This is a genomic window from Agrococcus sp. KRD186, assembly GCF_017168255.1.
Taxonomy (GTDB): Bacteria; Actinomycetota; Actinomycetes; order Actinomycetales; family Microbacteriaceae; genus Agrococcus.
Genome location: NZ_JABFAP010000001.1, coordinates 2066619 through 2091714, shown reverse-complemented (window position 1 = coordinate 2091714; position 25096 = coordinate 2066619). Strand labels below are relative to the sequence as shown.

32 protein-coding genes are annotated in these 25096 nt (G+C 71.3%); 11 read left to right on the top strand and 21 right to left on the bottom strand.

From position 1 onward, the window contains the following. Positions 1–31 precede the first annotated feature (31 nt). Positions 32–349, bottom strand: coding sequence for an ArsR/SmtB family transcription factor (locus J1M46_RS10195; RefSeq protein ID WP_241249590.1), 318 nt, complete (start codon positions 347–349; stop codon positions 32–34). Between J1M46_RS10195 and J1M46_RS10190 the strand changes: the two genes are divergently transcribed. Next, positions 299–685, top strand: coding sequence for an arsenate reductase/protein-tyrosine-phosphatase family protein (locus J1M46_RS10190; protein ID WP_342384345.1), 387 nt, complete (start codon positions 299–301; stop codon positions 683–685). The genes J1M46_RS10195 and J1M46_RS10190 overlap by 51 nt on opposite strands. Positions 686–730: 45 nt before the next feature. Here J1M46_RS10190 and J1M46_RS10185 read toward each other — a convergent pair whose 3' ends face one another. Both J1M46_RS10185 and J1M46_RS10180 read right to left on the bottom strand, forming a co-directional pair. Next, positions 731–1177 carry an SRPBCC family protein gene (locus J1M46_RS10185; protein WP_241249085.1) on the bottom strand — a complete coding sequence of 149 codons (447 nt, stop codon included), beginning with the start codon at positions 1175–1177 and terminating at the stop codon, positions 731–733. Beyond that, positions 1177–1530 carry an ArsR/SmtB family transcription factor gene (locus J1M46_RS10180; protein WP_206447697.1) on the bottom strand — a complete coding sequence of 118 codons (354 nt, stop codon included), beginning with the start codon at positions 1528–1530 and terminating at the stop codon, positions 1177–1179. The genes J1M46_RS10185 and J1M46_RS10180 overlap by 1 nt, the downstream gene beginning before the upstream one ends. A gap of 272 nt (positions 1531–1802) precedes the next feature. Between J1M46_RS10180 and J1M46_RS10175 the strand changes: the two genes are divergently transcribed. Then, positions 1803–3326, top strand: a complete 1524-nt coding sequence (locus J1M46_RS10175; protein WP_206447696.1) for an HNH endonuclease signature motif containing protein — start codon at positions 1803–1805, stop codon at positions 3324–3326. Positions 3327–3527: 201 nt separating this feature from the next. Then, on the top strand, positions 3528–3737 hold the full coding sequence (locus J1M46_RS10170) for a DUF433 domain-containing protein (RefSeq protein WP_206447695.1): 210 nt from the start codon (positions 3528–3530) through the stop codon (positions 3735–3737). Positions 3738–3771: 34 nt separating this feature from the next. Here J1M46_RS10170 and J1M46_RS10165 read toward each other — a convergent pair whose 3' ends face one another. From J1M46_RS10165 to J1M46_RS10145, 5 genes are read right to left on the bottom strand one after another with little or no spacing between them, the layout of a single operon-like run. Then, positions 3772–4887, bottom strand: coding sequence for an aminotransferase class V-fold PLP-dependent enzyme (locus J1M46_RS10165; protein ID WP_206447694.1), 1116 nt, complete (start codon positions 4885–4887; stop codon positions 3772–3774). After that, positions 4884–5720, bottom strand: a complete 837-nt coding sequence (gene nadC, locus J1M46_RS10160; protein ID WP_206447693.1) for a carboxylating nicotinate-nucleotide diphosphorylase — start codon at positions 5718–5720, stop codon at positions 4884–4886. The genes J1M46_RS10165 and nadC overlap by 4 nt, the downstream gene beginning before the upstream one ends. Then, positions 5713–7332 (bottom strand): L-aspartate oxidase, encoded by a 1620-nt coding sequence (gene nadB / locus J1M46_RS10155; protein ID WP_206447692.1) that lies wholly within the window; start codon positions 7330–7332, stop codon positions 5713–5715. The genes nadC and nadB overlap by 8 nt, the downstream gene beginning before the upstream one ends. Continuing rightward, complete coding sequence (nadA, locus tag J1M46_RS10150) at positions 7329–8576, bottom strand: quinolinate synthase NadA (RefSeq protein WP_206447691.1); 1248 nt, start codon at positions 8574–8576, stop codon at positions 7329–7331. The genes nadB and nadA overlap by 4 nt, the downstream gene beginning before the upstream one ends. Beyond that, complete coding sequence (locus tag J1M46_RS10145; RefSeq protein ID WP_206447690.1) at positions 8573–9214, bottom strand: NUDIX hydrolase; 642 nt, start codon at positions 9212–9214, stop codon at positions 8573–8575. Before J1M46_RS10145 ends, nadA begins: the two co-directional genes overlap by 4 nt. A 127-nt stretch (positions 9215–9341) precedes the next feature. On the opposite strand from J1M46_RS10145, the gene J1M46_RS10140 reads away from it, so the two are divergent. Continuing rightward, the gene (locus J1M46_RS10140) at positions 9342–9818 is read left to right on the top strand and encodes a DUF2975 domain-containing protein (protein ID WP_206447689.1); all 477 of its coding nucleotides are present in this window, start codon (positions 9342–9344) and stop codon (positions 9816–9818) included. Continuing rightward, positions 9818–10057, top strand: a complete 240-nt coding sequence (locus J1M46_RS10135; RefSeq protein ID WP_206447688.1) for a helix-turn-helix domain-containing protein — start codon at positions 9818–9820, stop codon at positions 10055–10057. The genes J1M46_RS10140 and J1M46_RS10135 overlap by 1 nt, the downstream gene beginning before the upstream one ends. Positions 10058–10075: 18 nt before the next feature. Here J1M46_RS10135 and J1M46_RS10130 read toward each other — a convergent pair whose 3' ends face one another. The 3 genes from J1M46_RS10130 to J1M46_RS10120 are packed head-to-tail and all read right to left on the bottom strand — an operon-like array spanning position 10076 to position 12223. Beyond that, positions 10076–10738, bottom strand: a complete 663-nt coding sequence (locus J1M46_RS10130; RefSeq protein ID WP_206447687.1) for a response regulator — start codon at positions 10736–10738, stop codon at positions 10076–10078. After that, complete coding sequence (locus J1M46_RS10125; RefSeq protein WP_206447686.1) at positions 10735–12012, bottom strand: sensor histidine kinase; 1278 nt, start codon at positions 12010–12012, stop codon at positions 10735–10737. Before J1M46_RS10125 ends, J1M46_RS10130 begins: the two co-directional genes overlap by 4 nt. 40 nt (positions 12013–12052) lie before the next feature. Continuing rightward, the gene (locus J1M46_RS10120) at positions 12053–12223 is read right to left on the bottom strand and encodes a hypothetical protein (protein ID WP_206447685.1); all 171 of its coding nucleotides are present in this window, start codon (positions 12221–12223) and stop codon (positions 12053–12055) included. Positions 12224–12391: 168 nt separating this feature from the next. Here J1M46_RS10120 and J1M46_RS10115 point away from each other — a divergent pair, with 168 nt between their 5' ends. Next, positions 12392–13054 carry a DUF6766 family protein gene (locus J1M46_RS10115; protein WP_206447684.1) on the top strand — a complete coding sequence of 221 codons (663 nt, stop codon included), beginning with the start codon at positions 12392–12394 and terminating at the stop codon, positions 13052–13054. Between the two features lie 61 nt (positions 13055–13115). On the opposite strand, the gene J1M46_RS10110 is transcribed toward J1M46_RS10115, so the two are convergent. Beyond that, a complete protein-coding gene (locus J1M46_RS10110; protein WP_206447683.1) occupies positions 13116–13382 on the bottom strand; it encodes a hypothetical protein in 267 nt (88 codons plus the stop codon). Between J1M46_RS10110 and J1M46_RS15640 the strand changes: the two genes are divergently transcribed. Together J1M46_RS15640 and J1M46_RS10105 are read left to right on the top strand one after the other, a co-directional pair. Then, entirely contained in the window at positions 13381–13515 is a 135-nt protein-coding gene (locus J1M46_RS15640; RefSeq protein ID WP_274606921.1) for a hypothetical protein, read from the top strand. The two genes, J1M46_RS10110 and J1M46_RS15640, sit on opposite strands and share 2 nt — an antisense overlap. Positions 13516–13587: 72 nt before the next feature. Further along, positions 13588–14265 carry an O-methyltransferase gene (locus tag J1M46_RS10105; protein ID WP_206447682.1) on the top strand — a complete coding sequence of 226 codons (678 nt, stop codon included), beginning with the start codon at positions 13588–13590 and terminating at the stop codon, positions 14263–14265. A 190-nt stretch (positions 14266–14455) separates the two neighbouring features. Here the strand turns inward: J1M46_RS10105 and J1M46_RS10100 are convergent, their stop codons facing one another. Then, entirely contained in the window at positions 14456–14614 is a 159-nt protein-coding gene (locus J1M46_RS10100; protein WP_206447681.1) for a hypothetical protein, read from the bottom strand. A gap of 20 nt (positions 14615–14634) precedes the next feature. Between J1M46_RS10100 and J1M46_RS10095 the strand changes: the two genes are divergently transcribed. Then, entirely contained in the window at positions 14635–15645 is a 1011-nt protein-coding gene (locus J1M46_RS10095; RefSeq protein WP_206447680.1) for an alpha/beta hydrolase, read from the top strand. Between the two features lie 67 nt (positions 15646–15712). Here the strand turns inward: J1M46_RS10095 and J1M46_RS10090 are convergent, their stop codons facing one another. From J1M46_RS10090 to J1M46_RS10075, 4 genes are all read right to left on the bottom strand, one after another. Next, positions 15713–15970 carry a 2-oxo acid dehydrogenase subunit E2 gene (locus J1M46_RS10090; RefSeq protein ID WP_241249584.1) on the bottom strand — a complete coding sequence of 86 codons (258 nt, stop codon included), beginning with the start codon at positions 15968–15970 and terminating at the stop codon, positions 15713–15715. Next, a complete protein-coding gene (locus J1M46_RS10085) occupies positions 15967–16278 on the bottom strand; it encodes a hypothetical protein (protein WP_206447679.1) in 312 nt (103 codons plus the stop codon). Before J1M46_RS10085 ends, J1M46_RS10090 begins: the two co-directional genes overlap by 4 nt. Further along, on the bottom strand, positions 16275–16523 hold the full coding sequence (locus tag J1M46_RS10080; protein ID WP_206447678.1) for an addiction module protein: 249 nt from the start codon (positions 16521–16523) through the stop codon (positions 16275–16277). The genes J1M46_RS10085 and J1M46_RS10080 overlap by 4 nt, the downstream gene beginning before the upstream one ends. Positions 16524–16631: 108 nt before the next feature. Next, positions 16632–17816, bottom strand: a complete 1185-nt coding sequence (locus J1M46_RS10075; protein ID WP_206447677.1) for a hypothetical protein — start codon at positions 17814–17816, stop codon at positions 16632–16634. 91 nt (positions 17817–17907) lie between these two features. Between J1M46_RS10075 and J1M46_RS10070 the strand changes: the two genes are divergently transcribed. Then, positions 17908–19137 carry an MFS transporter gene (locus J1M46_RS10070; protein WP_206447676.1) on the top strand — a complete coding sequence of 410 codons (1230 nt, stop codon included), beginning with the start codon at positions 17908–17910 and terminating at the stop codon, positions 19135–19137. A gap of 118 nt (positions 19138–19255) precedes the next feature. Here J1M46_RS10070 and J1M46_RS10065 read toward each other — a convergent pair whose 3' ends face one another. Genes J1M46_RS10065 through J1M46_RS10055 form a run of 3 tightly spaced genes read right to left on the bottom strand, consistent with a single transcriptional unit; the run spans position 19256 to position 21948 of the window. Then, entirely contained in the window at positions 19256–20098 is an 843-nt protein-coding gene (locus J1M46_RS10065) for a MetQ/NlpA family ABC transporter substrate-binding protein (RefSeq protein ID WP_206447675.1), read from the bottom strand. A 54-nt stretch (positions 20099–20152) separates the two neighbouring features. After that, the gene (locus J1M46_RS10060; protein WP_206447674.1) at positions 20153–20965 is read right to left on the bottom strand and encodes a methionine ABC transporter permease; all 813 of its coding nucleotides are present in this window, start codon (positions 20963–20965) and stop codon (positions 20153–20155) included. Then, on the bottom strand, positions 20962–21948 hold the full coding sequence (locus tag J1M46_RS10055) for a methionine ABC transporter ATP-binding protein (RefSeq protein WP_206447673.1): 987 nt from the start codon (positions 21946–21948) through the stop codon (positions 20962–20964). The genes J1M46_RS10060 and J1M46_RS10055 overlap by 4 nt, the downstream gene beginning before the upstream one ends. Positions 21949–22175: 227 nt before the next feature. On the opposite strand from J1M46_RS10055, the gene J1M46_RS10050 reads away from it, so the two are divergent. Then, positions 22176–23378, top strand: coding sequence for a hypothetical protein (locus J1M46_RS10050; RefSeq protein ID WP_206447672.1), 1203 nt, complete (start codon positions 22176–22178; stop codon positions 23376–23378). 30 nt (positions 23379–23408) lie between these two features. Here the strand turns inward: J1M46_RS10050 and dcm are convergent, their stop codons facing one another. Beyond that, the gene (gene dcm / locus J1M46_RS10045) at positions 23409–24782 is read right to left on the bottom strand and encodes a DNA (cytosine-5-)-methyltransferase (RefSeq protein ID WP_206447671.1); all 1374 of its coding nucleotides are present in this window, start codon (positions 24780–24782) and stop codon (positions 23409–23411) included. Positions 24783–25096 lie beyond the last annotated feature (314 nt).

The window sequence follows — 25096 nt, the reverse complement described above, 5'->3', positions numbered from 1 at the left end:
GCTGCTCACACGCGCCAGCGCCTCGCCGAGCTCAGCCCTCGGTGAGCAGCGCCGAGACCTGCCCGAGCGACTCCGGCACCAGCCGGTAGTACGCCCAGGTGCCGCGCTTCGAGCGGGTGAGGAATCCGGCGTCGACGAGCACCTTGAGGTGGTGCGAGACGGTCGGCTGCGAGAGGCCGAGCGGCTCGGTCAGGTCGCACACGCACGCCTCGTCGTCCTCGTGGGCGGCGATCATCGACAGCAGTCGCAGCCGCGCCGGTTCGGCGAGCGCCTTCAGCGTGCGGGCGAGGCTCGCGGCGTGCTCGGCGCTCATCACCTCGCCCGTGACGGGCGAGCAGCACGCCTGCAGGCGATCGCCGGCGACCGCATCGAGATGCGCTCCGCCGGCTCAGCCCCGGAGGAGAGCATCAACCCCGTCGCCGTCGAGGCGATGAGGGAGGAGGGCATCGACATCGCGGCGAACGCGCCGAAGCTGCTGATGACGGATGCGGTGGGTGCGTCGGATGCGGTCATCACGATGGGGTGCGGGGACGCGTGCCCGATCTTCCCCGGCAAGCGCTACGAGGATTGGGAGCTCGACGACCCGGCCGGCGCGGGGATCGAGGACGTGCGCGCGATCCGCGACGAGATCCGCGGACGCGTCGAGACGCTGATCGCGGAGCTGCTGCCCGAGCGCGCCGGCTGAGTCGTCAGTTCAGCATGTACTCCGTCACGATCTGCTCGAGCGTGATCATGCGCGCGCCAGCGCGTCGTCGAGCTCCTCGAAGGCCTCGGTCCAGCCGTCGTAGACGCCGTGCTCGCTCGGGCGGTCGTCGCCCATGCCCTGCAGGCGGAAGGTCATCTCGCACCGGTCGCCGGGCAGCTCAGCGAGGTCGACCGTGATCACCGGCGCCTCGCGCGCATCGTCGCCCGGGTCGGCCCACGTGAACCGCAGCCGCTCGGGCTCGCGCACCTCGAGGTACTCGCCGCCGGTGGGGTACTCGGTGCCATCGGGGATCACCATCGTGTACGCGTAGCTGCCGCCGACGCGCAGGTCGATGCGGGCGCCATCCTTGAGCGTCACCTCGTGCGGGTGCCACCACTGCCCTGCGATCGTCGGGTCGGTCCAGGCCCGCCAGACGGTCTCCCGCGGCGCGTCGAACTCGCGCGTGATCGTGAACTCCTTCGTCGTGTCCATCATTCCTCCTCTGTCGGGGTCTGGCCGGATGTCAGCTGGGCGAGGGTCTCGTCCAGCCGGTCGAAGCGGGATTGCCAGGCGGCGCGGTGCTCGGCCACCCAGCGCTCGGCGTCGTCGAGGCCCTCGGGCCGCAGTGCGCAGCTGCGCCACCTGCCCTGCCGGGTGCGCTCGATGAGGCCGGCGTCCTCGAGCACGCCGAGGTGCTGCGAGACGGCCGGCCGGCTCATCGCGAAGGGCTCGGTGAGCTCGCCCACCGTCGCGCTGCCGGCCGCGAGCCGCTCGAGCATCGCGCGCCGGGTCGGGTCGGCGAGCGCGAAGAAGATGCGACTGAGCGGGTCGGTCGCGATCGGCATGTCGGCACCTCCTTACGTAAGCAACTGCCTACATGATGCGCCGACGCATCCGCGCTGTCAACCCCCGTGCGCGGGGTTGCAGTTCGAGATGAGCTGCCCGCCGCTTTGCTTGCCCGCAGGCTGCAGATAGGCCCCACCGCGTCACTGTCCGCCGACGCTCGCCAGACCCCTCGGTGGTGGAGTAGCGCGCCCTGCGCACGCATCGGGACCGAGTTCTCCACACCTCTCCGGCGCGCGGCCGCCGTGTCAGTGGCCCATGGTGGAATGCCTGCATGTTCGAAGACGGCATGGACGCGGAGGAGTACATCGATGCTGTCCGTGCCGGCGCGATCGACCCCTTCGGGCACACCGCCGACGAGCTCCAAGACTCCCTCGACGCGTACGATCGCGACTGGACCGAACGCCTGATGGCGCTCACCGACGAGCAGCTCGACGAGGTGGTCGCCGGCCGCATGCAGCTGCCGCCGCTGCCGGGCCCGATCGAGTCGGAGCACGCCGCGCGCTTCCGCGCCGAGTCGGAGTTCGTGGGCCGGATGCGGGCGCTGGAGGCGCAGACCGCGCGACTGGAAGCCAGCAAGCGCGAGCTGCTCGCGGGCCGCTTCGCGCGGCTGGCCGACGAGCCGGGCGTGTTCGACACGAACCTGCGCGAGGCCGCCTCGAATCTGGCGGTGGAGCTGCGGCTGTCGGATCAGACGATGGAGCGGCGCATGATCGCCGCCTCCCGGCTGGTGACCGAGCTGCCGCTCGCGCACGACGCGCACGGCGCGGGCCGCATCACGGGCGGGCATCTGCGCACGATCGAGCGGGCGACCGAGGCGCTGCGCATCGACAGCACCGTCGAACCCGGCGAGCGGGCGCGGGTCGAGCAGGAGCTCGTGGCCGTGGCCGAGACGGTCACGCCCGGGCAGCTGCGCTCGCGGGCGAAGCGGATCGTCGATGCGGCGCTGACGGCGCCGCTGCAGACGCGGCATCAGCTCGCCCGCGGGAAGCGGCGGGTGGGGCTGTTCGACGAGGGCGACGGCATGGTCTACGTCGGCGCCTACGTGCCCGCCGTGCCCGGCAAGGCCGCGTACGAGCGGATCACGCAGACCGCCTGCAAGAAGCCCAAGGACGACCCGCGCACCTTCGACCAGTACCGGGCCGACGCGTTCCTGGAACTCATGCTCACCGGCCAGGTGCCGGAGAACCTCACGGGCGTGAACGCCGTGACCGCGACCATCGCCATCACCATCCCCGCGACCGCCCTGCTGCACGACGACGACGATTCGCGCGGGCAGGAGCCGTTCCCGGCGCTGCTGGATGGCCACATCCTGGTCGATGCCGCCACCGTCCGCGCGCTCGCGGCCGACACGGTCACCTGGGAGCGGCTCTTCCTCCACCCCGTCACCGGGGTGCCGGTCACGGTCGACACGTACCGGCCCAACCGGGCCATGCGGCGCTGGCTGAAGCAGCGCGACGGCACCTGCCGCTGGCCCGGCTGCCACAACCCCGTCTGCCGCGCCGACATCGACCACACCGAGGACTGGGACAACGGCGGCCCGACCGCGCTCTGGAACCTGGCGAATCTCTGCCGACGCCACCACGTCATGAAGCACGCCACCGCCTGGACCATGCGACAGCTCGAAGACGGCATCCTCGAGTTCACCAGCCCCCTGGGCATCGTCATCCGCGACGAACCCGAACCCCAAGGCCCACACTTCACCGACACCGGCACCGACGACGTCTACTGGGGAACGATCGCCGCCACCGAACCCAGCCTCCCCAACGCACCACCGGCGCCGCACCTGCTCTTCTGACACCAGCCGCATCGAGATGCGGTCGTACTGAAACGGCCCTCGTCGTCCTGACGGCCGGATGCAGTCCTGACATCGTCCCGACGCCGGCATTCGGACGCCACGCGCCGTGGGCAGATCGTGCGATGATCGCGGCATGTCGAACAAACTCGAGACGCCTTCGAGCCGCTGCCCATCCGACTCCAAAACGGTGGACTTCAGGCCATGACTGCAGATCGGGTCACGGCGGACCCGGTCGTCATGGCGGGGGTGCCCACGATCCGCGGGACCCGGATCACTGTGTCGAGCATCCTCGGGCAGCTCGCCGCGGGTTCAACCGTTGAACAGCTGCTCGTCGACTACCCGTCGCTGGAGCGCGACGACGTCTACGCTGCCCTCGGATTCGCAGCGGAGTCGATGCCCCAAGGGCGGTAGCGGCCGTCCTGCGGCCGCAACGCCGACACGTGCCTCAGCCGCCCGTCACCTGCTCGAGCGCCGCGACGGCGTCGGCGAGCTGCGCGTCGTCGACGGTGCCGTCGAAGGTGAAGCGGATCGCGGTCTGCGCCGTCTCGCGGTCGACGCCCATCGCCGTGAGCACGTGGCTGGGCTCGTCGCTGCCGGCCGCGCAGGCCGAACCGCTGGAGGTGACGATGCCGCGCGCGTCGAGGTCCACCAGCAGCGATTCGCCGCTGCGGCGGCTACCGGTGAGCACGAAGGATGCGTGGCCGGGCAGGCGGTGCTCGCGGTGCCCGGTGAGTAGTGCGCCGGGCACGCGCTGCTCGACCTGCGCGATGAAGCGGTCGCGGCGCGCTGCGACGAGCGCCGGGTCGCCGTGGCCGAGCTCCAGCGCCGTCGCCAGCCCGACGGCTCCGGCGACATCCTCGGTGCCCGAGCGCCGGCCGCCCTGCTGCCCACCGCCGTGCACCAGCGGCTCCCAGCGCTGCCGCCGGTCGATCCAGAGCAGCCCCACGCCCTTCGGGGTGCCGAGCTTGTGCCCGCTGATGCTCAGCGCGGTCACGCCCGGCCCGAGCGCGTCGGGCGCCACCCACCCGGCCGCCTGCACCGCATCCGTGTGGAAGGGCACGCCGCGCGCCGCAGCGGCCGCGGCCAGCTCGGCGATCGGCTGCACGGTGCCCACCTCGTTGTTCGCGTGCTGGATGCTCACGAGCGTCGTGTCGTCGCGCAGCGCCGCCTCGAGCGCGCCGGGGTCGACGAGCCCGTCGGCATCGACCGGCAGCGTCGCGATGTCGTAGCCGAGGCGGCCGAGCCAGGCGGCCGACTCGAGCACGGCGGGGTGCTCGACGGCGCTGACCACGACGTGCCGGCCGCGCGGCTCGGCCAGCGCGATGCCCTTGATGGCGGTGTTCACCGACTCGGTGCCGCCGCTGCAGAAGGTCAGCTCGCCTGCGCGGGCGCCGAGGCTGCGAGCGACCCGCGCCCGAGCCTCGCCCAGGGCGCGGCGCGCCGAAGCCCCCACCTCGTGGTGGCTGGCCGGGTTGCCGAAGTCGTGGGTGAGGAAGGGCCACATCGCCTCGAGCACCTCCCTGCGCACGGGCGAGGTGGCGGCCAGGTCGAGGTAGATCACGTCAGCCGCACATCCAGCCCGAGGTCGAGGCCGCGGGCCGAGTGGGTGAGGGCGCCGACGCTCACCAGGTCGACACCGGTGGCGGCGATCGCGCCGATGGTCTCGAGGCTGACGTTGCCGGAGGCCTCGACCAGCGCGCGGCCGGCGACCAGCGCGACGCCCGCGCGCAGCTCGTCGAGGCTGAAGTTGTCGAGCATGATCGTGTCGACGCCGCCGGCGAGCACCGGCTCGATCTGCTCGATGCGGTCGACCTCGACCTCCAGGTGCACGGTGTGGGGGAGGCGGGCGCGGGCGGCGCGGATCGCGGCGGTGACGTCGTCGACGAGCGCCAGGTGGTTGTCCTTGGCCATCACCGCCTCCGAGAGGCTGAAGCGGTGGTTGTGGCCGCCGCCGCAGACCACCGCGTGCCGCTCGAGTGCCCGCAGCCCGGGCGTGGTCTTGCGGGTGTCGGTGACACGGATGCCCGGGCCGGCCGCGTCGACGTAGCGGGCCGTGAGGGTGGCGATGCCGCACATGCGCTGCAGCAGGTTGAGCGCGATGCGCTCGGCGCGCAGCACGGCGCGGGCGCTGCCGCGCACCGTGGCCAGGCTGGCGCCGGCCTCGAAGCGGTCGCCGTCCGCCGCGTGCAGCGTCACCTCGATCGCCGGGTCGACCGTCGTCATGGCGAGCTCGAACACCTCGGCGCCGGCGAGCACGCCGGCCTCGCGGGCGACCAGGTCGGCGGTGGCGAGCGCCTCCGCCGGCACGAAGACCTCGCTGGTGAGGTCGCCGTGCGGCGCGTCCTCGAGCAGGGCGGCGTCGACGACGGGCACGATCTGGCGGCGGTCAAGCATGGGCGGGCTCCAGTGCGGGGGCGGATCCGGATGCGTCTGCGCCGGTCTCGTCGACGAGGACCGTCGAGCGCGACGCCGGTGACGGATGCGGCTGCGGGAAGTCGCGGCGGTGGTGCGCGCCGCGCGACTCGCGGCGGGCGAGGGCGCCGGCCACCAGCGCGCGAGCGACCAGCCACAGGTTGGCGGTCTCGGCCGCCTCCACGGAGGTGGGCTCGGGCGGCGCCCAGGAGCAGAGCACCGCTGCGGCGCGCGCCAGCCCCTCGGCGTCGCGCACCAGGCCGGCCGCATCCCACAGCAGGCGCTGCAGCTCGGCGCGGTCGAAGGGCAGCTCGCCGTGCGCGGCGGGCAGGGCGATCGGCTCGGGCCGCGCCTGCGCGGGCGATGCCAGCTCGGGCCATGCCTGCTCGGGCCACGCCGGCTCGGGCCACGCGGCAGTCGCGTCGGCCTGCAGGATCGCCGCGGCGACGCGACGCCCGAACACCGCGCCCTCGAGCAGCGAGTTCGAGGCGAGCCGGTTGGCCCCGTGCACGCCGGTGCAGGTGGTCTCGCCGACCGCGAAGAGCCCTGGCAGGCTCGTGCGCCCCGACAGGTCGGTGCGCACGCCGCCCATCGCGTAGTGCGCGACGGGCTCGACCGGGATGGCCTCGCGCGACCAGTCGAAGCCGTGCCCGCGCACCGTCGCGTCGATCGTTGGGAAGCGCTCGGCGAGGAACCGTGCGCCGAGTGCCGTCGCATCGAGCAGCACCGGGGCGCCGCCCTGCCGCGCCAGCTGCGCGGCGATGGCGCGGGCGACGACATCGCGCGGCGCGAGCTCGGCATCCGGGTGCGCGTCGGCCAGGAACCGCCGGCCGTCGGCGGCGCGCAGCACGGCGCCCTCGCCTCGCACGGCCTCCGAGACCAGCGGGTGGCCGGGCACGGCGAGCGCGGTCGGGTGGAACTGCACGAACTCGAGATCGGCGACCGCAGCGCCGGCCCGCAGCGCCATGGCGACGCCGTCGGCGGTCGCTCCGGCAGGGTTCGTCGTGCAGGGGTAGAGCCGGCCCGAGCCGCCGGTGGCGAGCACCACCGCGTCGGCGGGCAGCAGCTCGCCGCCCAGCAGCCGCACGCCGCGGGCGCGCCCCTCGGTCACGACCACGTCGAGCACCATGGCGCGCTCGCGCACCGCGATCGGGGCGGCGGCGAGCTGGCCGAGCAGCGCCGCCACGATCGCCGCGCCGGTCGCGTCGCCGCCGGCGTGCAGGATGCGCGCGTGCGCGTGCGCGGCCTCGAGCCCGCGGGCGAACCGACCCTCATGCAGGTCGAAGCGCACGCCCCGCGACAGCAGCGTCGCCACGGCGGCAGGTCCCTCGCCGCAGAGCGCCCGCACCGCCTCCTCGTCGCACAGCCCGGCGCCCGCGGCGAGCGTGTCGGCGACGTGCGAGGCGACGGTGTCGTCGAGGGAGGTCACCGCGGCCACGCCGCCCTGCGCCAGCCGGGTGGCCGAGTCCTTCAGCGCGCCCTTGGCGACCAGCGTCACCGCGACGCCCGGCCGCTCCGCGAGCTCGAGCGCGGCGGTGAGCCCGGCGATGCCGCTGCCCACGACCACGACCCGGGTCTGGGGCGCACCCGTCATGCGCCGTCCCTCGGCAGTGCCGCGAGCATCCGCTCGAGTGCGACCCGCGCGTGCACCGCGACCTCGTGGTCGACCGAGATCTGGTTGCGCACCTCGCCGACCACCAGCCCGTCGAGCACCCAGGCGAGGTAGCCGGGGTGGATGCGGTACATCGTCGAGCACGGGCAGATGACGGGGTCGAGGCAGAAGACCGTCTTGTCGGGGTGCTCGGCGGCGAGCCGGTTGACGAGGTTGATCTCGGTGCCGATCGCGATCACGGCGCCGGCCGGCGCGTCGGCCACGTACCGGCGGATCACGTCGGTCGAGCCGGCGGCGTCGGCGGCGTCGACGACCGCCATCGGGCTCTCGGGGTGCACGATCACCCGCACGTCGGGGAAGTCGGCGCGCGCCTTGTCGATCTGCGCGACCGTGAAGCGCTTGTGCACCGAGCAGAAGCCCGGCCACAGCAGCACCCGGGCATCGCGCATCGTCTGCGGGTCGACGCCCAGGTCGGGCTTCCAGGGCGCGAGCATCGGCATCTGCTCGACCGGCACGCCCATCGCCTTGCCGGTGTTGCGGCCCAGGTGCTGGTCGGGGAAGAACAGCACCCGCTTGCCGCGCTCGAAGGCCCACTCGAGCACGGTCGAGGCGTTCGACGAGGTGCAGACGATGCCCCCGTTGCGCCCGCAGAAGGCCTTCAGGGCGGCGGATGAGTTCATGTATGTGACGGGGATCGTCGCGTCGTCGGCGTAGAAGTCGGTGATCGCCTCCCAGGCGGTCTCGACGGAGTCCTCGTCGGCCATGTCGGCCATCGAGCAGCCGGCGGCCAGGTTCGGCAGGATGACGCGCTGCTCGGGCCTCGCCAGGATGTCGGCCGTCTCCGCCATGAAGTGTACGCCGCAGAAGACGATCGACTCGGCCTCCGGCCGGGTGAGCGCGGCGTTGGCGAGCTGGAACGAGTCGCCCACGAAGTCGGCGTGCTGGATGACCTCGTCGCGCTGGTAGAAGTGGCCGAGGATCAGGAGCCGCTCGCCGAGGGTCTGCTTGGCCGCACGGATGCGCGCGTGCAGCTCGTCGTCGGCCATCTGCTGGTAGGCCGCGGGCAGCTGGCCGGGGCGGGTGATCGCCACCGGGATCGGGTCGGCGTTCGAAGAGCCGGGGCCGTAGCCGGGCATGGCGTCGAGCTCCCAGGGGCTCGTCGCCAGGTCGGTGTCGCAGGTGCTGTCGGGGGCCGCGAGGACGCGGTCGTTGACGGAGAGGGTCATGGTCGTTCCAGTCGGTAGATGGCCGGCGGCCGGTGGCTCGTGCCGCCGAGGTGGCGCCCGGTCGCGACGATGCGCGGGTTGGCGAGCGCCTGGCGGCGGAAGTTCGCGGGGTCGAGGCTGAGCTGCCGCACGGCCTCGTGCACCTCGCGCAGCTGCGCGATGGTGAACTCGTCGCCGGTGAAGGCGTGCGCGATGTCGGAGTAGGTGAGCTTCGCGCGCAGCCGGCGCAGCGCGTAGTCGACGATGGCGTTGTGGTCGAACGCGAGCGCGCGCACCTCGTCGGCGACGAACCACTCGACGTTCTCGCCGTCGATGGCCCGGGCATCCTCGTCGGCGCGCACCAGCGCCCAGTAGACGATCGAGACCACCCGGTCGGGGGAGCGGTCGATGCCGCCGAAGCTGTAGAGCTGCTCGAGGTGGGCGGGCTCGAGCCCGGTGGTGCGCGCGAGCGAGTGGCGGGCGGAGGCGTCGAGATCCTCGTGCGGCTGCAGCGGGCCGCCCGGCAGTGCCCAGCGGCCCAGGTAGGGCTCGCGGATGCGCTTGACCAGCGGCAGCCACAGTGTCGGCCGGCCGCTGGTCGGGTGCGGGCGCAGCGCGAAGCTCACCGTCGACACGGCCAGCTCGATCCGCTGCTCCATCGCGCCCTCCTTAGGGTCATACTGACTCTAAGCGCAGACTTCTGGTCATGTCAACCCGAAGTCGGTCGGCTTTCGATGGTGTATCGTTTGTCGATAGTCAAGTGTCGAAGAACGATAGGAGTCGGTCATGGAGCGTGCCGCCATCATCGGAGCCAAGGCGGTGATCGTGGTCGCCCTGCTGCTGTCGCTGCTGGGGCAGATCGTGGTCATCCCGCTGCTCGCCGCCGAGACCGTGCGCGAGCTGCCCGCGGCCGAGGGGCTGCGCTGGCCGGGCATCATCGGCTGCTGGGCGGTCATCCTCTGCGCGCAGGTGGCGCTGGTGTGCATGTGGCGGCTGCTGTCGATGGTGGCGCGGCAGCGCATCTTCGATCGCCGGGCCTTCCGCGTCGTCGACGTCATGACCGGCAGCGCGCTCGCGGCGGCCGCGCTGTTCGCGATCGCCTTCGCCGTGCTGACGATCGCGAACGCGATGCCGCCGGTGGTCGGCCTCTTCCTCATCATGGGCTTCTTCGGCGCCGCGGGCATCGGGCTGCTGCTGGTGGTCATGCGCGGACTGCTGGCCAAGGCCACCGCGCTCGAGACCGAGATGGCCGAGGTGGTCTGATGCCGATCGTGCTCAACCTCGACGTCGAGCTCGCCAAGCGCAAGCTGAGCGTGGCCGAGCTGGCCGAGCAGATCGGCATCACGCCGGCCAACCTGCACGTGCTCAAGAGCGGCCGCGCCAAGGCGGTGCGCTTCACCACCCTCGAGGCGATCTGCCAGGTGCTCGAGTGCCAGCCGGGCGACCTGCTCGCCTACGAGGCCGACGCCGGAGCCGGGGCCGGGGCCACGACCGCGAGCTGAGCCGCCGGGCTCCGCAGCTCAGTCGCCCGGAGCGATCAGCCCGTGCTCGTACGCCCAGATGACGGCGTGGATGCGGTCGCGGATGCCGAGCTTCATCAGCACGTTCGACACGTGCGTCTTCACCGTCGCCTCGCCGACGAACAGCTGCGCCGCGATCTCGCCGTTCGAGCGGCCGCGGGCGAGCAGCAGCAGGGTCTCGCGCTCGCGGTCGGTGAGCTGGGTGAGGTCGGGGGCGGATGCGGTGGGTGCCGCGGGTGCGGTCGGGGCCGCGAAGCGCTCGATCACCCGGCGCGTGACCTCGGGGGAGAGCAGCGCGTCGCCGCGGGCGAGCGCGTGCACGGCGTCGATGAGGTGCTCGGGCTCGGCGGTCTTCAGCAGGAAGCCCGAGGCGCCTGCCGAGAGCGCCTCGAACAGGAAGTCCTCGCGGTCGAAGGTCGTGAGCATCAGCACGGCGGCGTGCGAGGGCCCGGCGACGATCTCGCGGGTCGCCTCGAGCCCGTCCATCACGGGCATCTGCACATCCATGCAGATCACGTCGGGCTGCAGCTCGGCGGCGAGCCGCACGCCCTCGGCGCCGTCCTTCGCCTGCCCCACCACCTCGAAGCCGGGCTCGCTCATGAGGATGGTCTGGAAGCCGGCCCGGATGAGGGCCTGATCGTCGACCAGCAGGATCCGCGTCACGGGTCCACGCTAGCCGGAGCCTGGTGCGTCGACGCGGCGCCCGTCGCATCCGCACCCGCGACATCGGGCGCGGGCACCCGGGCTCGCACGAGCCAGCCGCCGCGCGAGCGCGGGCCCACCTCGAGCGCACCGCCGAGCGCCGAGACGCGCTCGCGCATGCCGAGCAGGCCGGCGCCGGCGCCGTGCTCGCCCGAGCCGCTGCCGTGGCCGTCGTCGGTGACCTCCACCTCGAGCTCGCCCGGCAGGTAGCGCACCCGCACATCCACCTCCGCCACCGGCCCGGCGTACTTGCGGGCGTTGGTGAGCGCCTCCTGCACGACGCGGTAGGCGGTCAGCCCGACCATCGGCGTCACCGGGCGGGGCGTGCCGATCTCGCGCAGCGTCACGTGCTGCCCGGCGTCCGCTGCGGCCGCCACGAGCGCCGGCAGTGCGCCCAGATCCGGCGCGGAGGCGGTGACGCCGTCGTCGGATCGCAGCGTCACCACGAGTGCCCGCAGCTCCCCGATCGCGTCGCGCGCGGACTGCTCGACGTGCCGCAGCGCATCCGCCGCCTGGTCGGCATCAGCCGCGAGCGCGCGCCGGGCGGCGCCGGCCTGCACGCCCATCGCCGAGACGTGGTGGGCGACCACGTCGTGCAGCTCGCGCGCGATGCGCACCCGCTCGAGCGAGACGGCCTGCTCGGCCAGCTGCGTCTGCTGCGCCTGGATCTCGGCGTGGGCGGCGGCCAGCTGCTCCTGCTCGATGGCACTCGCCCAGGCTCGGTTGCCGAAGAGCCAGGCGCCGCCGAAGTAGGCGATGTTGATGACGATCTGGATGAGCAGGAAGGCGAAGAACGCCGAGACGCCGCGCTCGCCGGTCTCGGGGTCGAAGAAGCCGTGGATCGCGGACCACGCGAGCCACGCTGCCATCGCGATGACGATGCTCACGCGCGTCCAGTGCGCGCGCTTGCGGTTCGCATCCCACGCGCCGATCGAGTAGAAGCCCATGAACAGCGCGACCTGCGAGGCGTAGAGCTCGAGCGCACCCAGCTCGCCGGCGGCGATGTAGACGACGATCTGCGCTGCTGACACCGCCACCGGATGCACGCGCCGCAGCACCAGCGGCGCGGCCAGCAGCACGGCCGCCAGCAGCGATTGCCAGATGGGCACCTCGGTGAGCTGCAGCCCCGTCATGGCGCTCAGCGCCACCATGACGCAGCCGACCAGCGCGAGCACCCCCGCGAGCAGCGCGTCGGCGCGCAGCGATCGCGCGTCGGGGGCGGGGCGCACGGGCATGCGCTCGAGCCTATGCGCGCGGCGGCGGCCGGCGCCTCCGTCAGGAGACGGGCGGATGCGTCGGGTCGCCTCCGCCGCGCGGGGGAGCGGGGCGGCCGGTCGCGCCGGGCACCGCCGGCCCGCCGGCCGCGTCGTGCGCCGCTGGCCCGCCGGCCGCGCCGGGCGCCGCCGGCCCGCCGGCCGCGTCGTGCGCGAGGGCTCGTCCGCTCACGATGCTGAGGCCATTTCCAGCCGACCGGGGCCATGCTCGGCGCATGAGCAAAGACAGCAGCAGTCCCGGCACGCCGGGCACTCGGGCGGTGTTCGTCGTCTGCCTCGCGGTGATCGCGATCGGCCTCGCGCTGATGATCGCTCTGCCGCTGGCGGGGCGGTGAGCGGCATGCGCAAGCACGCGCTCACGATCGCGTTCGGCAGCATCTTCCTGCTGGCGCTCGCCGGCCAGTCGATCGCCGGGCTGCAGCTGTTCAACGACGAGCAGGCGGCGCACGGCGCGCAAGCGGTCGGCTACCTCGACTTCGTCACCTCATCGCACTTCATCCTCGACGTCGCCGAGAACTGGCAGTCGGAGTACCTGCAGTTCTTCCTCTTCATCGGCGCGACCATCTGGCTCGTGCAGCAGGGCTCGCCCGAGTCGAAGAAGCCCGGCGAGGAGGGCATCGGCACCGACGAGGAGCAGCTGGTCTTCGAGCACGCCAGGGCCGCCTCGCCCGCGTGGGCGAAGGTGCGCGGGTGGCGCAACGTGCTGCTCTCGAACTCGCTGCTGCTCGTGATGGGCGTCATCTTCCTGCTGTCGTGGCTCGCGCAGTCGCTCGCCGGCGTGACCGTCTACAACCACGATCAGCTGCAGCACGGGCAGGAGACGCTGACGTGGCTCGAGTACATCGCCTCTGCCGAGTTCTGGAACCGCACGCTGCAGAACTGGCAGTCGGAGTTCCTCGCCGTCGGCAGCATGATCGCGCTCTCGATCTACCTGCGCCAGCGCGGCTCGCCCGAGTCGAAGCCGGTCGGCGCCCCGCACGGCGAGGGAGCGGTGAGCGGGTAGGCGACGGCCGTGACCTCGGCCCGAGGAGTACCCCAGTCGTGTACCCCAAGCGTGTACCCCATCAGGCTATGCTCAAACCATAGAACTCCACCTGGCCCAGAACGTCGTCTACACGGAGGCCGAGCTCGACGAGATCCTCGCCGAGCTCAACGGCGCCGTCGCGAGCCCTCGCGGTCCCGCCGCCGAGCATGCTCACTCGAACCATGCGATCGCCCGCCTCATCGCGGGCGCCGGTCTCGACTCCATCACGCTCGCGTGCCCGACCGAGCAGGGCGATGCGGTCGAGCTGACGCGGGTCGACGGCGTCTGGAAGCGGGCGCGCGATCATGGGTGACGTGGGGGTCGCCGAACTGCTGCTCGTGGCGGCCGTCGCAGCAGGCTTCCTGGTCGCGGTCGTCGTGGGCGTGCATGCGCTGCGCCGCTGCATCGCGCGGCGCCACCCCGAGATTGACGGCCCCTAGCCGCGGCACTTGCACCCCTGGCGCCCGCCGACGCCGTGCCCCAGACTGGCCCCCACCGAGCAAGGAGGTCGCATGCCCGATCCCGATGAGGTCAGCGCCGGCGAGGTGGAGGCCTACCTCGCCGCCACCCTGCGCGTCGAGGACGGCGCCGCAGCCGGCACGCGCGCCCGCCAGCGCGCCGAGGGCCTGCCCGACATCGAGGTGTCGTCGCTGCAGGCGAAGCTGCTCGAGCTGCTCGCCCGCGTCGCCGGCGCCCGCCGCGCACTCGAGATCGGCACGCTCGGCGGCTACTCCACGCTGCACCTCGCCCGCGGCGTGGGCGAGGGCGGGCAGGTCGTCACGCTCGAGCTCGAGCCCGATCACGCGGCGATCGCACGCGCGAGCCTCGACGACGCAGGTGTCGGCGAGCGCGTCGATATCCGCGTCGGCCGGGCCGTCGACAGCCTGCAGCGCCTCGTCGACGAGGCCGCGCATCCGTTCGACCTCGTCTTCATCGACGCCGACAAGGAATCGAACCTCGCCTACCTCGACTTCGCCATGCGGCTCACCGCGCCCGGCGCGCTCATCGTGGTCGACAACGTCGTGCGCGGCGGCGACGTCGTGCACGCGCACACCGAGTCGTCGATGACGCAGGGCTCCCGCGCGGTGCTCGAGGCGATGGGGGCGGATGCGCGGCTCGAGTCGACCGCGCTGCAGACCGTCGGTGCGAAGGGCTGGGACGGGCTGGCGATCGCCCGCCGTCGCGCCTGACGCCCGCCCCGCCCGTGCCAGCCGCGGCCACCCGCCGCGACCACCGGCGAATGACGGGTTCGTGCACGCGTGAGCCGACACTCCTGCAGCAACCCGTCATCCCTCGGGCGGGTCCTCGAGGTGGGGCGGCCAGGCGCCAGGCGGCGCGCGGCGGACGTGCGGATCAGTGGGCGGGCGGCGGACGTCCGGATCAGTGGGCGGGCGGCGTGCGGCGGGCGAGATGATCTCGGCCGACGTGATCCTGGGCGGCCTGACCGATGACGGCTGGCCGGCCGACTTCGTGATGCTGCCCGGCATCCTCCGCAACCACACGATGGGCATCGCGGTCGGGGCAGTCGTGTCCGCCCATCCGGCTCCTAGGATGAGCCCATGGCCGAGGCGTGGATCCCCGACGTGCTCGGCGCGCCGTTCGAGCAGCGCACGCTGCCGCTCGGTGAGGATGCCGAAGGCGAGCTGGTCGCCACGCTGGTGCGCAGCCTGCCGGCCTGGCGGCAGCGGATGCTCGCACCGCTCAAGGACGTCGACGTGCTGTACGTGCACGGCTGGTCCGACTACTTCTTCCAGACCGAGCTCGCCCGTGCCTGGAACGAGCTCGGCGCCCGCTTCTTCGCGCTCGACCTGCGCAAGTACGGCCGCTCCATGCGCGAGGGACAGGCACCCGGCTACGTTGACTCGCTCGACAGCTACGACGCCGACATCGCCGCCGCGCTGGCCGCGATGGGGGAGAGCGTGGCGCCCGGGCCGCGCCGGCTGGTGCTGCTCGGCCACTCGACCGGCGGCCTCGTGCTCACGCTGTGGGCCGCGCGCAACCCGGGCCGCGCATCCGCCCTCATCCTCAACAGCCCATGGCTCGAGCTGCAGACCGGCGCGCTCGCGCGACAGGTGCTGGCGCCGCTGCTGCGCGCGCAAGCACGGGTCGCGCCACTCGCCGCGCCACCCGCCATCGATCTGGGTTTCTATGCCAGGGCGCAGGGCGAGATCGGCTCGCTGCCGACGCTCGAGGGCGTCGAGCACTGGCGGCCGGCGCTGGCCTTCCCGGTGCATCCGGGGTGGCTGAACGCGATCTTCGCCGGCCACCAGCAGATCGCCGCGGGCGTCGACGTGGGCTGCCCGACGCTGGTGCTGCTATCGGCGAGGTCGACGCCGCCGTTCCGGTGGTCGGATGCGCTGACCAGCACGGATTCGGTGCTCACGGTCGACGACATCGCACGGGCGGCGACGAGGATCGGCTCGCTGGTGACGCTCGCGCGCGTCGAGGGCGCGATCCACGACGTCTTCCTGTCGCGAGCGCAGCCGCGGGCGCTCGCCTACGACATCATGCGGTCGTGGGCGCGGGCGACGCTGACGCGGGGCGGGATCCTGCGCGACCTGCTGCCCTGACGACAGCGCGATCGCGGGGGTCGAGCTGCTCATCGCGTGACGTTGACGCGCCTCGAGCGCGCTCCGCTCAGACGAGCATCGACACCGGGTTCTCGACGCGAGCGACGAAGGCCGCGAGCCACTGGGCGGCGAGCGCCCCGTCGAGCACCCGGTGGTCGGCCGAGAGTGTGACGGTCATCATGGTCGCGCTCGTCAGGGCTCCGTCCGCGCCGACGACCGCGCGCGGCTCGGCAGCGCCCACGGCGAGGATCCCCGAGTGCGGCGGGTTGATGATGGCCGCGAACTGCCGGGTGCGCGGTACCGGCGTCGGCCAGCTCTGGTTCAGGCAGCTATGCGTGCCTTCCAGTAGCCCGGTCGCCGCTTCTCGTGGGCGTAGGCGACGATCACGATCTCACTCTCCGTGACGTAGTAGACGATCGCATAGGGGAACCCGGCGACGCCCTTGCGCCTGACGGTGGGCTGTCGATTCCAGCCTTGCACCGGTGGCCACGCATTCGGCATCGCCGCGATCGTTCGTCGCGCTTCTCGCGTCGCGTCGAGCAGTTCCTGGCCTGTCGCAACGTCGTCGTACCAGGTGACTCCGGCAAGGAGTTCGGCTCGCGCAGCGGGATGCTCGCGCTGAGCCAACGTCACTCGCGCGATTGGAGTTCGGAGGAGATCATCCGATAGGTCTCCTCCGCGTCGACGAGCGCGACCCGTCCAGCAGCGATGTCGTCGACGCGGCCTCCGATCTCACCAAGCCACGCCGCAGCTGCCTCAGTCGAGTCGCTGTCGACGTCTTGGTCGACGCTCAGACGCAGCATCCGTGCAGCCTCCAAGCGCTCGCCCGGCGTGAGTGCATACCCCGCCTCGATGTAATCAGCCAGCTTCGGTGCCATGTGAACAGGGTACGACCGTGCTGGCATCGCGGCCAGGACGGGCCGGCGCCGCTGTGGAGAGCGGCCCCGGGCGCCGCCCGCAGATCAGCGGAGTCGCGATGCTCTCGATCAGCGCCGGCGCGGGTACGCGAGGAGCACCGCGGCGGAGACCAGCCAGACGGCGCCCGAGCCCGCCAGCAGCAGCAGCAGCGGCTCGACGCCGGCCAGCGCGCCCGCGATCGCCGTGCCTGCGGCGGCAGCCGCCGTGCGCAGCGCGGCACCGACCGTGAAGACCTGCGCGACCACGTGATCCGGGCTCTCCGTGCGCCGCAGCAGCAGCATCGCGGCGGTCGGCGCCGCCGAGAACAGCCCCGAGAGGCCGACGAGCGCGATCGTCCACCACAGGTGCACATCGAACGCCGCGGCGAGGGTCGCGAGCCCGACGAGGGCGTAGCCGACGCCCATCGTCGCCTGCGGCGTGAGCAGCTGCCTGCGCAGCGGCTCGAGGGCGGCGCCGATGAGCGCGCCGACGGCGTAGCCCGAGACGATCAGCGCGCTCAGCGCCGCGTCGCCGGTGGCGGCGAGCGCGATGCCGATCGCGGCGATCGGCATGATGCCGCGGCCGAGCTCGGCCAGCGTGCCGGAGGTGGTGACCACGGCGAGGCTGCGGCGGGTGGTGAGCGCCACGATGCCCGCCGCCATCGATCGCAGCAGGCCGGCGCGCTCGGCGGCGCGCGGCTGCACCGGCAGCAGCGCGAACGCCGCGACCGAGGCCAGCGCGATCACGGCCATCGCGATGAGCGCCGCCGGCGTCCCGAGCGTCGGCGCCAGCACGGCAACCAGGGCCGGCCCCGCGACCCCGCTGACGTTGTAGCTGAGCGCGTCCAGCGCGTACGCGCGCCGCGCATCCGTTCCCGGTGGTGCCACGAAGCTCGACAGGCCGCCGAACCCGAACGGCGTCAGCAGGCCGCTGAGGACGAGCGCGATCGCCACCGCCCACACCGGCACAGGACCGAGCGCCGCGGTGATGGCGTAGGCGACCGCCGTGCCGGCAGCCGCGGCCATGAGCAGCGCGCGCGGCCGCCGGGTGCCGTCGAGCAGCGCGCCGACCAGCGGCGCGACGATGATGCCGGGCACGAGCGCGAGCGCGACCAGCGCGGCGCCGAGCGCGAGGTCGCCGGTGCTCTCGACGACCAGGATCGGGATGGCGATCTGCGTGCCGCTGACGGCCGTGCGGATCGGTACCGAGGCGGCGAGCTGGCGCGGGCCGCCCATCACGGCGGATGAGTCGCGCGGAGACGAGCGATCGAGCACACCCCATCCTCTCGCGAGAGGGGTGACAGCCGGCACCCGTCCCGCTAGCGTGAGCCTGACGCCCATCTCGTTCCGAAGAACGGAGCCGTCGATGACGACGAGCGCCCCCGCAGAGCAGACCGAGTCTGCAGCACCGGACCTGCGCGGCGGGATGACCCAGGTCATCATCGCGACGCTCGCCTCGACCGTCGGCTTCTGGGCGTGGATGTCGATCGCCCCGCTGCAGAACATCTACGCCGAGTCGATGGGGCTCGATCAGAACCAGATGTCGATCCTGCTCGCCATGCCGGTGCTCGTCGGCGCGCTCGGCCGCGTCGTCGTCGGGGCGATGACCGACCGGTTCGGCGGTCGCATCATGTTCAGCGCACTCCTGCTGCTGGGCGTGCCGGCGGTGCTGCTGGTCGCCGTCGCGGGCAGCACCGGCAGCTATCCGCTGCTGCTGGTGGCGGCGTTCCTCCTCGGCATCCCCGGCACCATCTTCGCCGTCGGCATCCCGTTCTCGAGCGCCTGGTTCACCCCGCAGCGGCGCGGCTTCGCGACCGGCGTGTTCGGCATGGGCATGATCGGCACCGCCGTGTCGGCGTTCCTCACGCCGCGGCTCGTGGCGTGGATCGGCTACTGGCCGACGCACCTGCTGATCGTCGCCGTCATGGTGCTGTTCGCGCTGCTGGTGTGGTTCGGCATGCGTGAGTCGCCCGCGTGGGCCTCGAGCCACCAGAAGCTCATCCCGAAGGTCGTCGGCGCGCTGAAGCTGCTCATCACGTGGAAGATGTCCTTCCTCTACGCGATCGTGTTCGGCGGCTTTGTCGCGTTCTCGACCTACCTGCCGAAGTACCTGATCACGATCTACCCCAACGAGGTCGACCCGATCGGCGCCGGCACGCGCACGGCGCTGTTCGCCGCCGCGGCCGTGGTCGCGCGCCCGCTCGGCGGCGTGCTGGCAGACAAGGTCGGGCCGAAGGTCGTCGCGCTCGTCTCGCTCGCCGGCATCCTCGTGACGGCCTACGTCGTAGGCCAGCAGCCGCCGGAGGGCGTGCTCACAGGGGCGGTGTTCATCCTGATGGCGGCGGCGATGGGACTCGGGATGGGTGCCGTGTTCGCCTGGATCGGCCCGTCGACCCCGCCGGACAAGGTCGGCGCCGTCACCGGCGTCGTCGCCGCGGCCGGCGGCCTGGGCGGCTACTTCCCGCCGCTGGTCATGGGCGCCACCTACCAGGCCGACACGAACTCGTACGCGCTCGGCCTGTGGCTGCTGGTGCTCGTCGGCTCCGCGGCGCTCGTGGTCGCCGGCATGCTGCACGACGCGCGGCCGCAAACGTAGTTGCGCCCCAGCGCGAGACGAGACGAGTTGAGGGTTTGCGTCCCAGCTGCTCGCAACTCGGACGCAAACCCTCAACTGACAGGAGCGGGCGGCGCGGAGGGCACCCGATCCGGGCGGTTTACTCCGCGACGGGGACGATCAGGCCGCCCCAGGTCTCGAGCATGTAGTCCTGCAGCTCGTCGGAGGTGAGCAGCTCGTAGAGCGCGGTCACGCGCGGGTCGTCCTGCAGCTCGGGCGTGGTGACGAGCGCGTTGAAGTACGCGGAGTCGTCGCCCTCGACCAGGATGGCCTGCTCACCCGTGAGGCCGGCCGGCAGCGCGAACGAGGCGGTGACGAAGACGGCGTCGTTGTCGGGGATCGCCAGCGGCAGCGTGGCGTTCTCGACCTCGGTGAACTGGAAGTTCTGGGGGTTCGAGGTGATGCCGTCGAGGTTGGTGGTGCCCTCGGCGATCTCGATCAGGCCCTCGGCCGCCAGGATCTCGAGCGCGCGCGCCTCATTGGTCGGGTCGTTGGGCACGGCGATGGAGGCGCCCTCGGGCAGCTCATCGAGCGAGCCGATCGACTCCGAGTAGAAGGCGGCCGCCGGCAGGTAGACGTCGCCGACCGAGACCAGCTCGCCGCCCGCCTGCGAGTTGTAGGTCTCCATGAACGTGGTGTTCTGGAAGAGGTTCGCCTCGGTCGAGCCGTCGGTGAGCGCCGGGTTGGGCGTGTTGTAGTCGGTGAACTCGACCCACTCGATGTCGAGGCCGGCGTCGGCGGCGAGGTTCTCGTCGACCCAGGTGAGCATGTCGCCGGCCGGCACGGGCAGGGCGCCGACGCGGATGGTGCCGAGCGTGCCGTCCTCGGGCGCCGCGGCGGGCGCGGCCGACGAGCAGGCGGCGAGCGAGACGACGGCGGCGCCGGCGACGAGGGTGACGAGGGCGGGGCGGCGCAGGGCGCCGCGCTTCAGGGGGTTGCGCATGGTGGTGCTTCCTTCTGGATATGGGTCAGTGCGGGGCGGATGCGGTGCGGCGCCTCAGCGCGCACCGTCCCGGCCGCGGTCGGGGGTCTGGGGCGCCTCGAGCGCGACGTCCGCGTCGAGGTGCGCCTGCGCATCCGCCATCGCCTTCTTGCCGCCGCGCCGGTTGGGCACGGCGCCGAAGCGCTTGGCTGCGAGGGTGAGCAGCCACTGGATGACCTGCACGAGCACGAACAGGATGACGACGACGAAGACGATGTGCAGCACGCTGTAGCGCTGCATGCCGTAGGTGAGGGCGACGTTGCCGAGGCCGCCGCCGCCGACCACGCCGACCATCGCCGAGAAGTTGATGATCGAGGTGATGGTGGTGGCGGTGCCGAGCAGGATCGCCGGCCACGCCTGCGGCAGCAGCACGCGCTTGACGAGCAGCCAGCGGGAGGCGCCGAGCGAGTCGGCCGCCTCGAACAGGCCAGGGTCGACCTCGCGCACGGCGATCTCGACCACGCGCACGAAGAACGGAATGGCGACGAGCGTGAGCGGCACGATGGCGGGGCCGGTGCCGATGAACGATCCGAGCAGCCAGCGGGTGACGGGGATGAGCGCGATCATCAGCACGATGAACGGCACCGAGCGGCCGAGGTTGACGACGAAGCCGAGCACGGCGTTGATGGCGCGGCCGAGCGCGCGCGAGCCGAAGGGCCGCTCGAGGAAGCGCCCCTGCTCGGTGCCGACCAGGATGATGCCCAGCGGCAGGCCGACGACGAAGGTGATGGCCATGGCGATGGCCGTCATGTAGATCGTCTCCCAGGTGCCCTCGAGCATCACCTGCATGAGGTTGGGCCAGAAGTCGGGCGCGTTGACGTCGATCATGCGAGCACCTCCCAGGCGGTGACGCCCTGCGCGGTGAGCGTGTCGATCACCTTGAGGGCGACGGATGCGTCGCCGGGCACGGCGAGGCGGGTGCGGCCGGCCTGGTGGCCGCCGATGGTCTCGAGCGCGGCGCCGAGGATGGAGACGTCGAGGCCGAAGTCGCGCGCGAGCTGCGCGATGATCGGCCGGTCGGCGCTGAGGCCGGTGTAGGTGATGTCGATGATGCGGTGACCGGAGATGTAGTGGGCCTCGCCGACGGGGAAGAGCTCGGCGGCAACGGCCGAGCCGGGCGTGCGGATGAGCTCGTCGAGCGGGCCCTGCTCGATGACGCGGCCGTGCTCCATGAGGGCGGCCGCGTCGCAGATGCGCTTGACGACCTCCATCTCGTGGGTGATGAGCAGCACGGTGAGGCCGAGCTCGCGGCTGAGCCGCTGGATGAGCTCGAGGATCGAGCGGGTGGTCTCGGGGTCGAGGGCGCTGGTGGCCTCGTCGCTCAGCAGCACGTCGGGGCCGGAGGCGAGGGCGCGCGCGATGCCGACGCGCTGGCGCTGGCCGCCGGAGAGCTGCCCGGGACGGTCGTCGGCGCGGTGGGCGAGGCCGACGAGGTCGAGCATCTCGAGCGCCTTCGGGCGGCGGTCGCTCTTGGGCGTGCCGACCGCCTCGAGCGCGAACTCGACGTTCTGCGCCACGGTGCGGTTGCCGACCAGGTTGAAGTGCTGGAAGACCATGCCGATCTTGTGGCGCTCCTTGAGCAGCGCCTTGCCGCTCAGGCTCGTCACGTCGACGCCGTCGACGACGACGCGGCCGCTGTCGGGCCGCTCGAGTGCGTTGACGGTGCGCAGCAGCGTGGACTTGCCGGCGCCCGACTGCCCGACGACGCCGAAGATCTGCCCCTTGGCGACCTCGATCGACACGTCGTCGAGCGCGACGACGGCGTTGGGGCCGTCGCCGAAGCGGCGGCTGACGTGCTCGATCGAGATCATGCGGCTCCTGGTGCTCCCCGGGGGCGGATGCGGTGGGTCACCTTCCATGGTCGCACGCGGTCTGATATCGCGGCGGGATGTGACGTCCTGTGACGTCCATTCGGTGGCCGAGCAAGCGTGCGCAGCGCGCCGCATCGAGACCAGGACCTGCCGAGGTCAGCCGGCTGTTCACGCCGTGGCGTAAGTTAATTCGGAGTGCAATCTGGCTTCGACGATGGGACATTTCGATGGGCTCGGTTCTGGTTGATCAGATCGGGCCTGCCGGCCAGCTGTTGAGCGACTTCGACGTCCGTTTGTCGAACAGAAGGAAGATGGACCTACTTCTCCAGGCCTTGCCTGGAGCGCAAGAGGAGACCTACTCCGGTGAGCAGGTCGTTCGGTTCAATGACCAACTGATCTTGAAAAAGCAGGTGACACATCTCGGCATCCCCTGGCCCGCCTTCAAGAAGCGGATCCAGATACCCAAGAAGTGGTTGGACGTGCATCGCCAGGCGCTATCCGACGGGTTGACACCGAGGTTCGTCGGCATCTATCACTACAGCGGCGTGACGATCTTCGTCGATTTCGATCCGTCGAGCTACATGCAGAGGAAGGCCAACAACTCTGCGGCTCACGTCGCGACGAACGACCTGTTCCAGGCGCAGACGCTCGGGGTCTTCTCACGGCAGGACCGCAATGGCAATCGACTCACGAGCGTCAGGGCCGCCGAGTTTTCGGACTATCTCCTTGGGGTGGCTCGTCGGCTCCACCCCCGAATCGAACTGTTCGAACGCTTCAACTCGGGACTCCTGTCAAGTGAGCCCGTGATGGCGCTGGACGCGATCAAGGAGATGCACGAGGTCCAGTGGCCGGACCGCTTCCAGGGCGAATGGCCCGGTTTCTATCTGGAGTTTCGCTTCGACCGCTTCGTTCGGCAGCACAACCTCCAGGACAGGGTGTCGTTCCAGAAGGCGAAGAAGAGGGGAGACTTCGACTTTGACCTAATCTTCGGTCAGCCCGGCGAGGCCGACTACTACGGCGACCTCAAGGCCTCGAACCTCAGCAAGAGCGAATCCCCCGGCAATGACGCTGAGACCATCCTCGAGTGCGTGCAAACGTTCGGCAGGTTCTGGTATGTCCTCTACGAACACGAGACGTGGCACGGGAAGTCGCAGGAGCACGCTCCGACTATTGCCTGGAACGAGTGGCGACGATCCGTTGGATACCAGGGGCGCAATCCATACAACGCGTTGTCCTATGCCTCAAGGTTCAAGGCGGCAGTTTCGTACGTGCAGATGTCGATCCTCGAGATCAACGAAGCGAACTTCCACCTGGCGCTGGGCCAGTTCAATCAAGGTCAGCAGCCAGGAGGCGCGACGCGGGCACCCAAGGTGATGATCCTGAAGCGCGACATCGACAACTTCCTGATCTACTCCGAACGCGTCCGTTGACTCGCGGGCGAACCGTGGGATAGGCGACGGCTAGGCCGCCTTCGGCATCCGATCGGGCTCAGCAAGAGCCTCATCAGGGTTGCGTGGAGCCGAGAGGATCGCGTCGGCGACGTCCGGCGCGGTCTCCGCGATCAGCTCGGCATCCTGCTCGACGTGAGTCCGAAGCATGAAGTTCGCCGCGCCTACATTGACGCCGTTGCCGAGTTGCTTGTACGTCAGGGCATCGCGCTGACCGTCGAAGCCGAACCAATCGGGGAGACCCTGCAACCGAGCCGCCTCGCGCGGGGAGAGCCGGCGGCCGCGTGCGCCGAGTATTGACGTCTGCGTGATGGCGACGAGCGCGGGCAAATACGTCGGGCGCTTCACCCGGAGGCCAGAAGGGCGTAGGTGCATCACGGTCTCGTGCAGCGACTCCGTTGCTTGAGCCTGCCATTCGAGCTTGCGGCGCGACGCGGGCAGATCCTGAAGGTTCGAGTGCGTCCGGAGCCAGGGATCGATGACGTCTCGATGCTCTGTGTAGAACGCAGCGTTCTTCCGAAGAAAGTCCGCCTTCCACGCCGGCACGTCGTCACCGATCTCGAGTGCGTCCATGTGGGTGAAGTGGTCGGCCCAGATGGGGAATCCAGGGAGCTTAGGGACTCCCTTCTTCCTGAGGCGCATCACGAAGTCCGCCCAGATGTCGATCACCAAGGAGTCGATCTCCGTCAGACGGTAGTCGTCTAGCCGCGCGACCTCCCGGTCGGGCTGGACCAGTGGGCGCTGCTGCGGGCCGATGGGCGTCCTGAAGATGTCCCAGTCGTCCGGGTTCCAGCCTTCGATCGGACCTCGGGGCACGAGAGGAGCGTGCGACGATAGCGCGCGAGCCCGAACTGGGTCGCCGACGTACGTCGCCATGATGAAGACACGCTCGCGAATCTGGGGACGGCCGCCAAGGTGCGGCGGGAGGAGGTGCGGCGAGAAGACGGTCGGCGCGGTGGAGACCTTGTAGCCCGCGTCCTGCATCAAGCGGACGATGGTGGCCCACGTGTCGCGGTGGCGCGGGCCCGCAAGGTTGCGGACGTTCTCGAGCATCACGACGGGGGGTTTCCGCTCCTGCAAGATCCGCAGGATGTTGAAGAAGAGGGTCCCTCGTGCCTCATTGATGCCCCGCTGGAAGCCTGACTTCGAGAACGGCTGGCATGGGAAGCCAGCGGTCAGGACTTCGTGCGCCGGGACAGCCATGCTGCTCTCGGTGAGCGGGATGATGTCGCCCTCTGGCGCCTCGTGCCAGTTCTGTGCGTAGATGGCAGCGGCGGAGGTGTCGATCTCGGATGCCATGGCGAGAGTGCCGCCGTTCACGGCTCCCAGCGCAGCATGGAAACCGCCAATACCGGCGAAGAGGTCGACGAATCTGAAGGAGGACATGGCTCGAATGTACCTTCGGCCGCCAACAAAAGCTAGCCAGCTCGCACCATCGGTGGAAAGCTGTGAGTGAGCTGAACGAGGACCTTGCGTCTGTCCTGCGTGCCAAGCAAGCGCAACCCGGCCGTTGGGCTTCAAGCGCGGCTTCGACCGCTGTCATGCGCGGCAATCGGCGCCGCGATACAACCCCAGACCTGGATCGTGCCAAGTTAGTGCCCCATGGCCGACCTGAGTTTGGTGAGGATCTCGGCGGCTTCGCCGGTGGCAGGGGTCTGGGCGGTGATCCGGTGTCCGTCGACGCTGATCACGATGTCGCG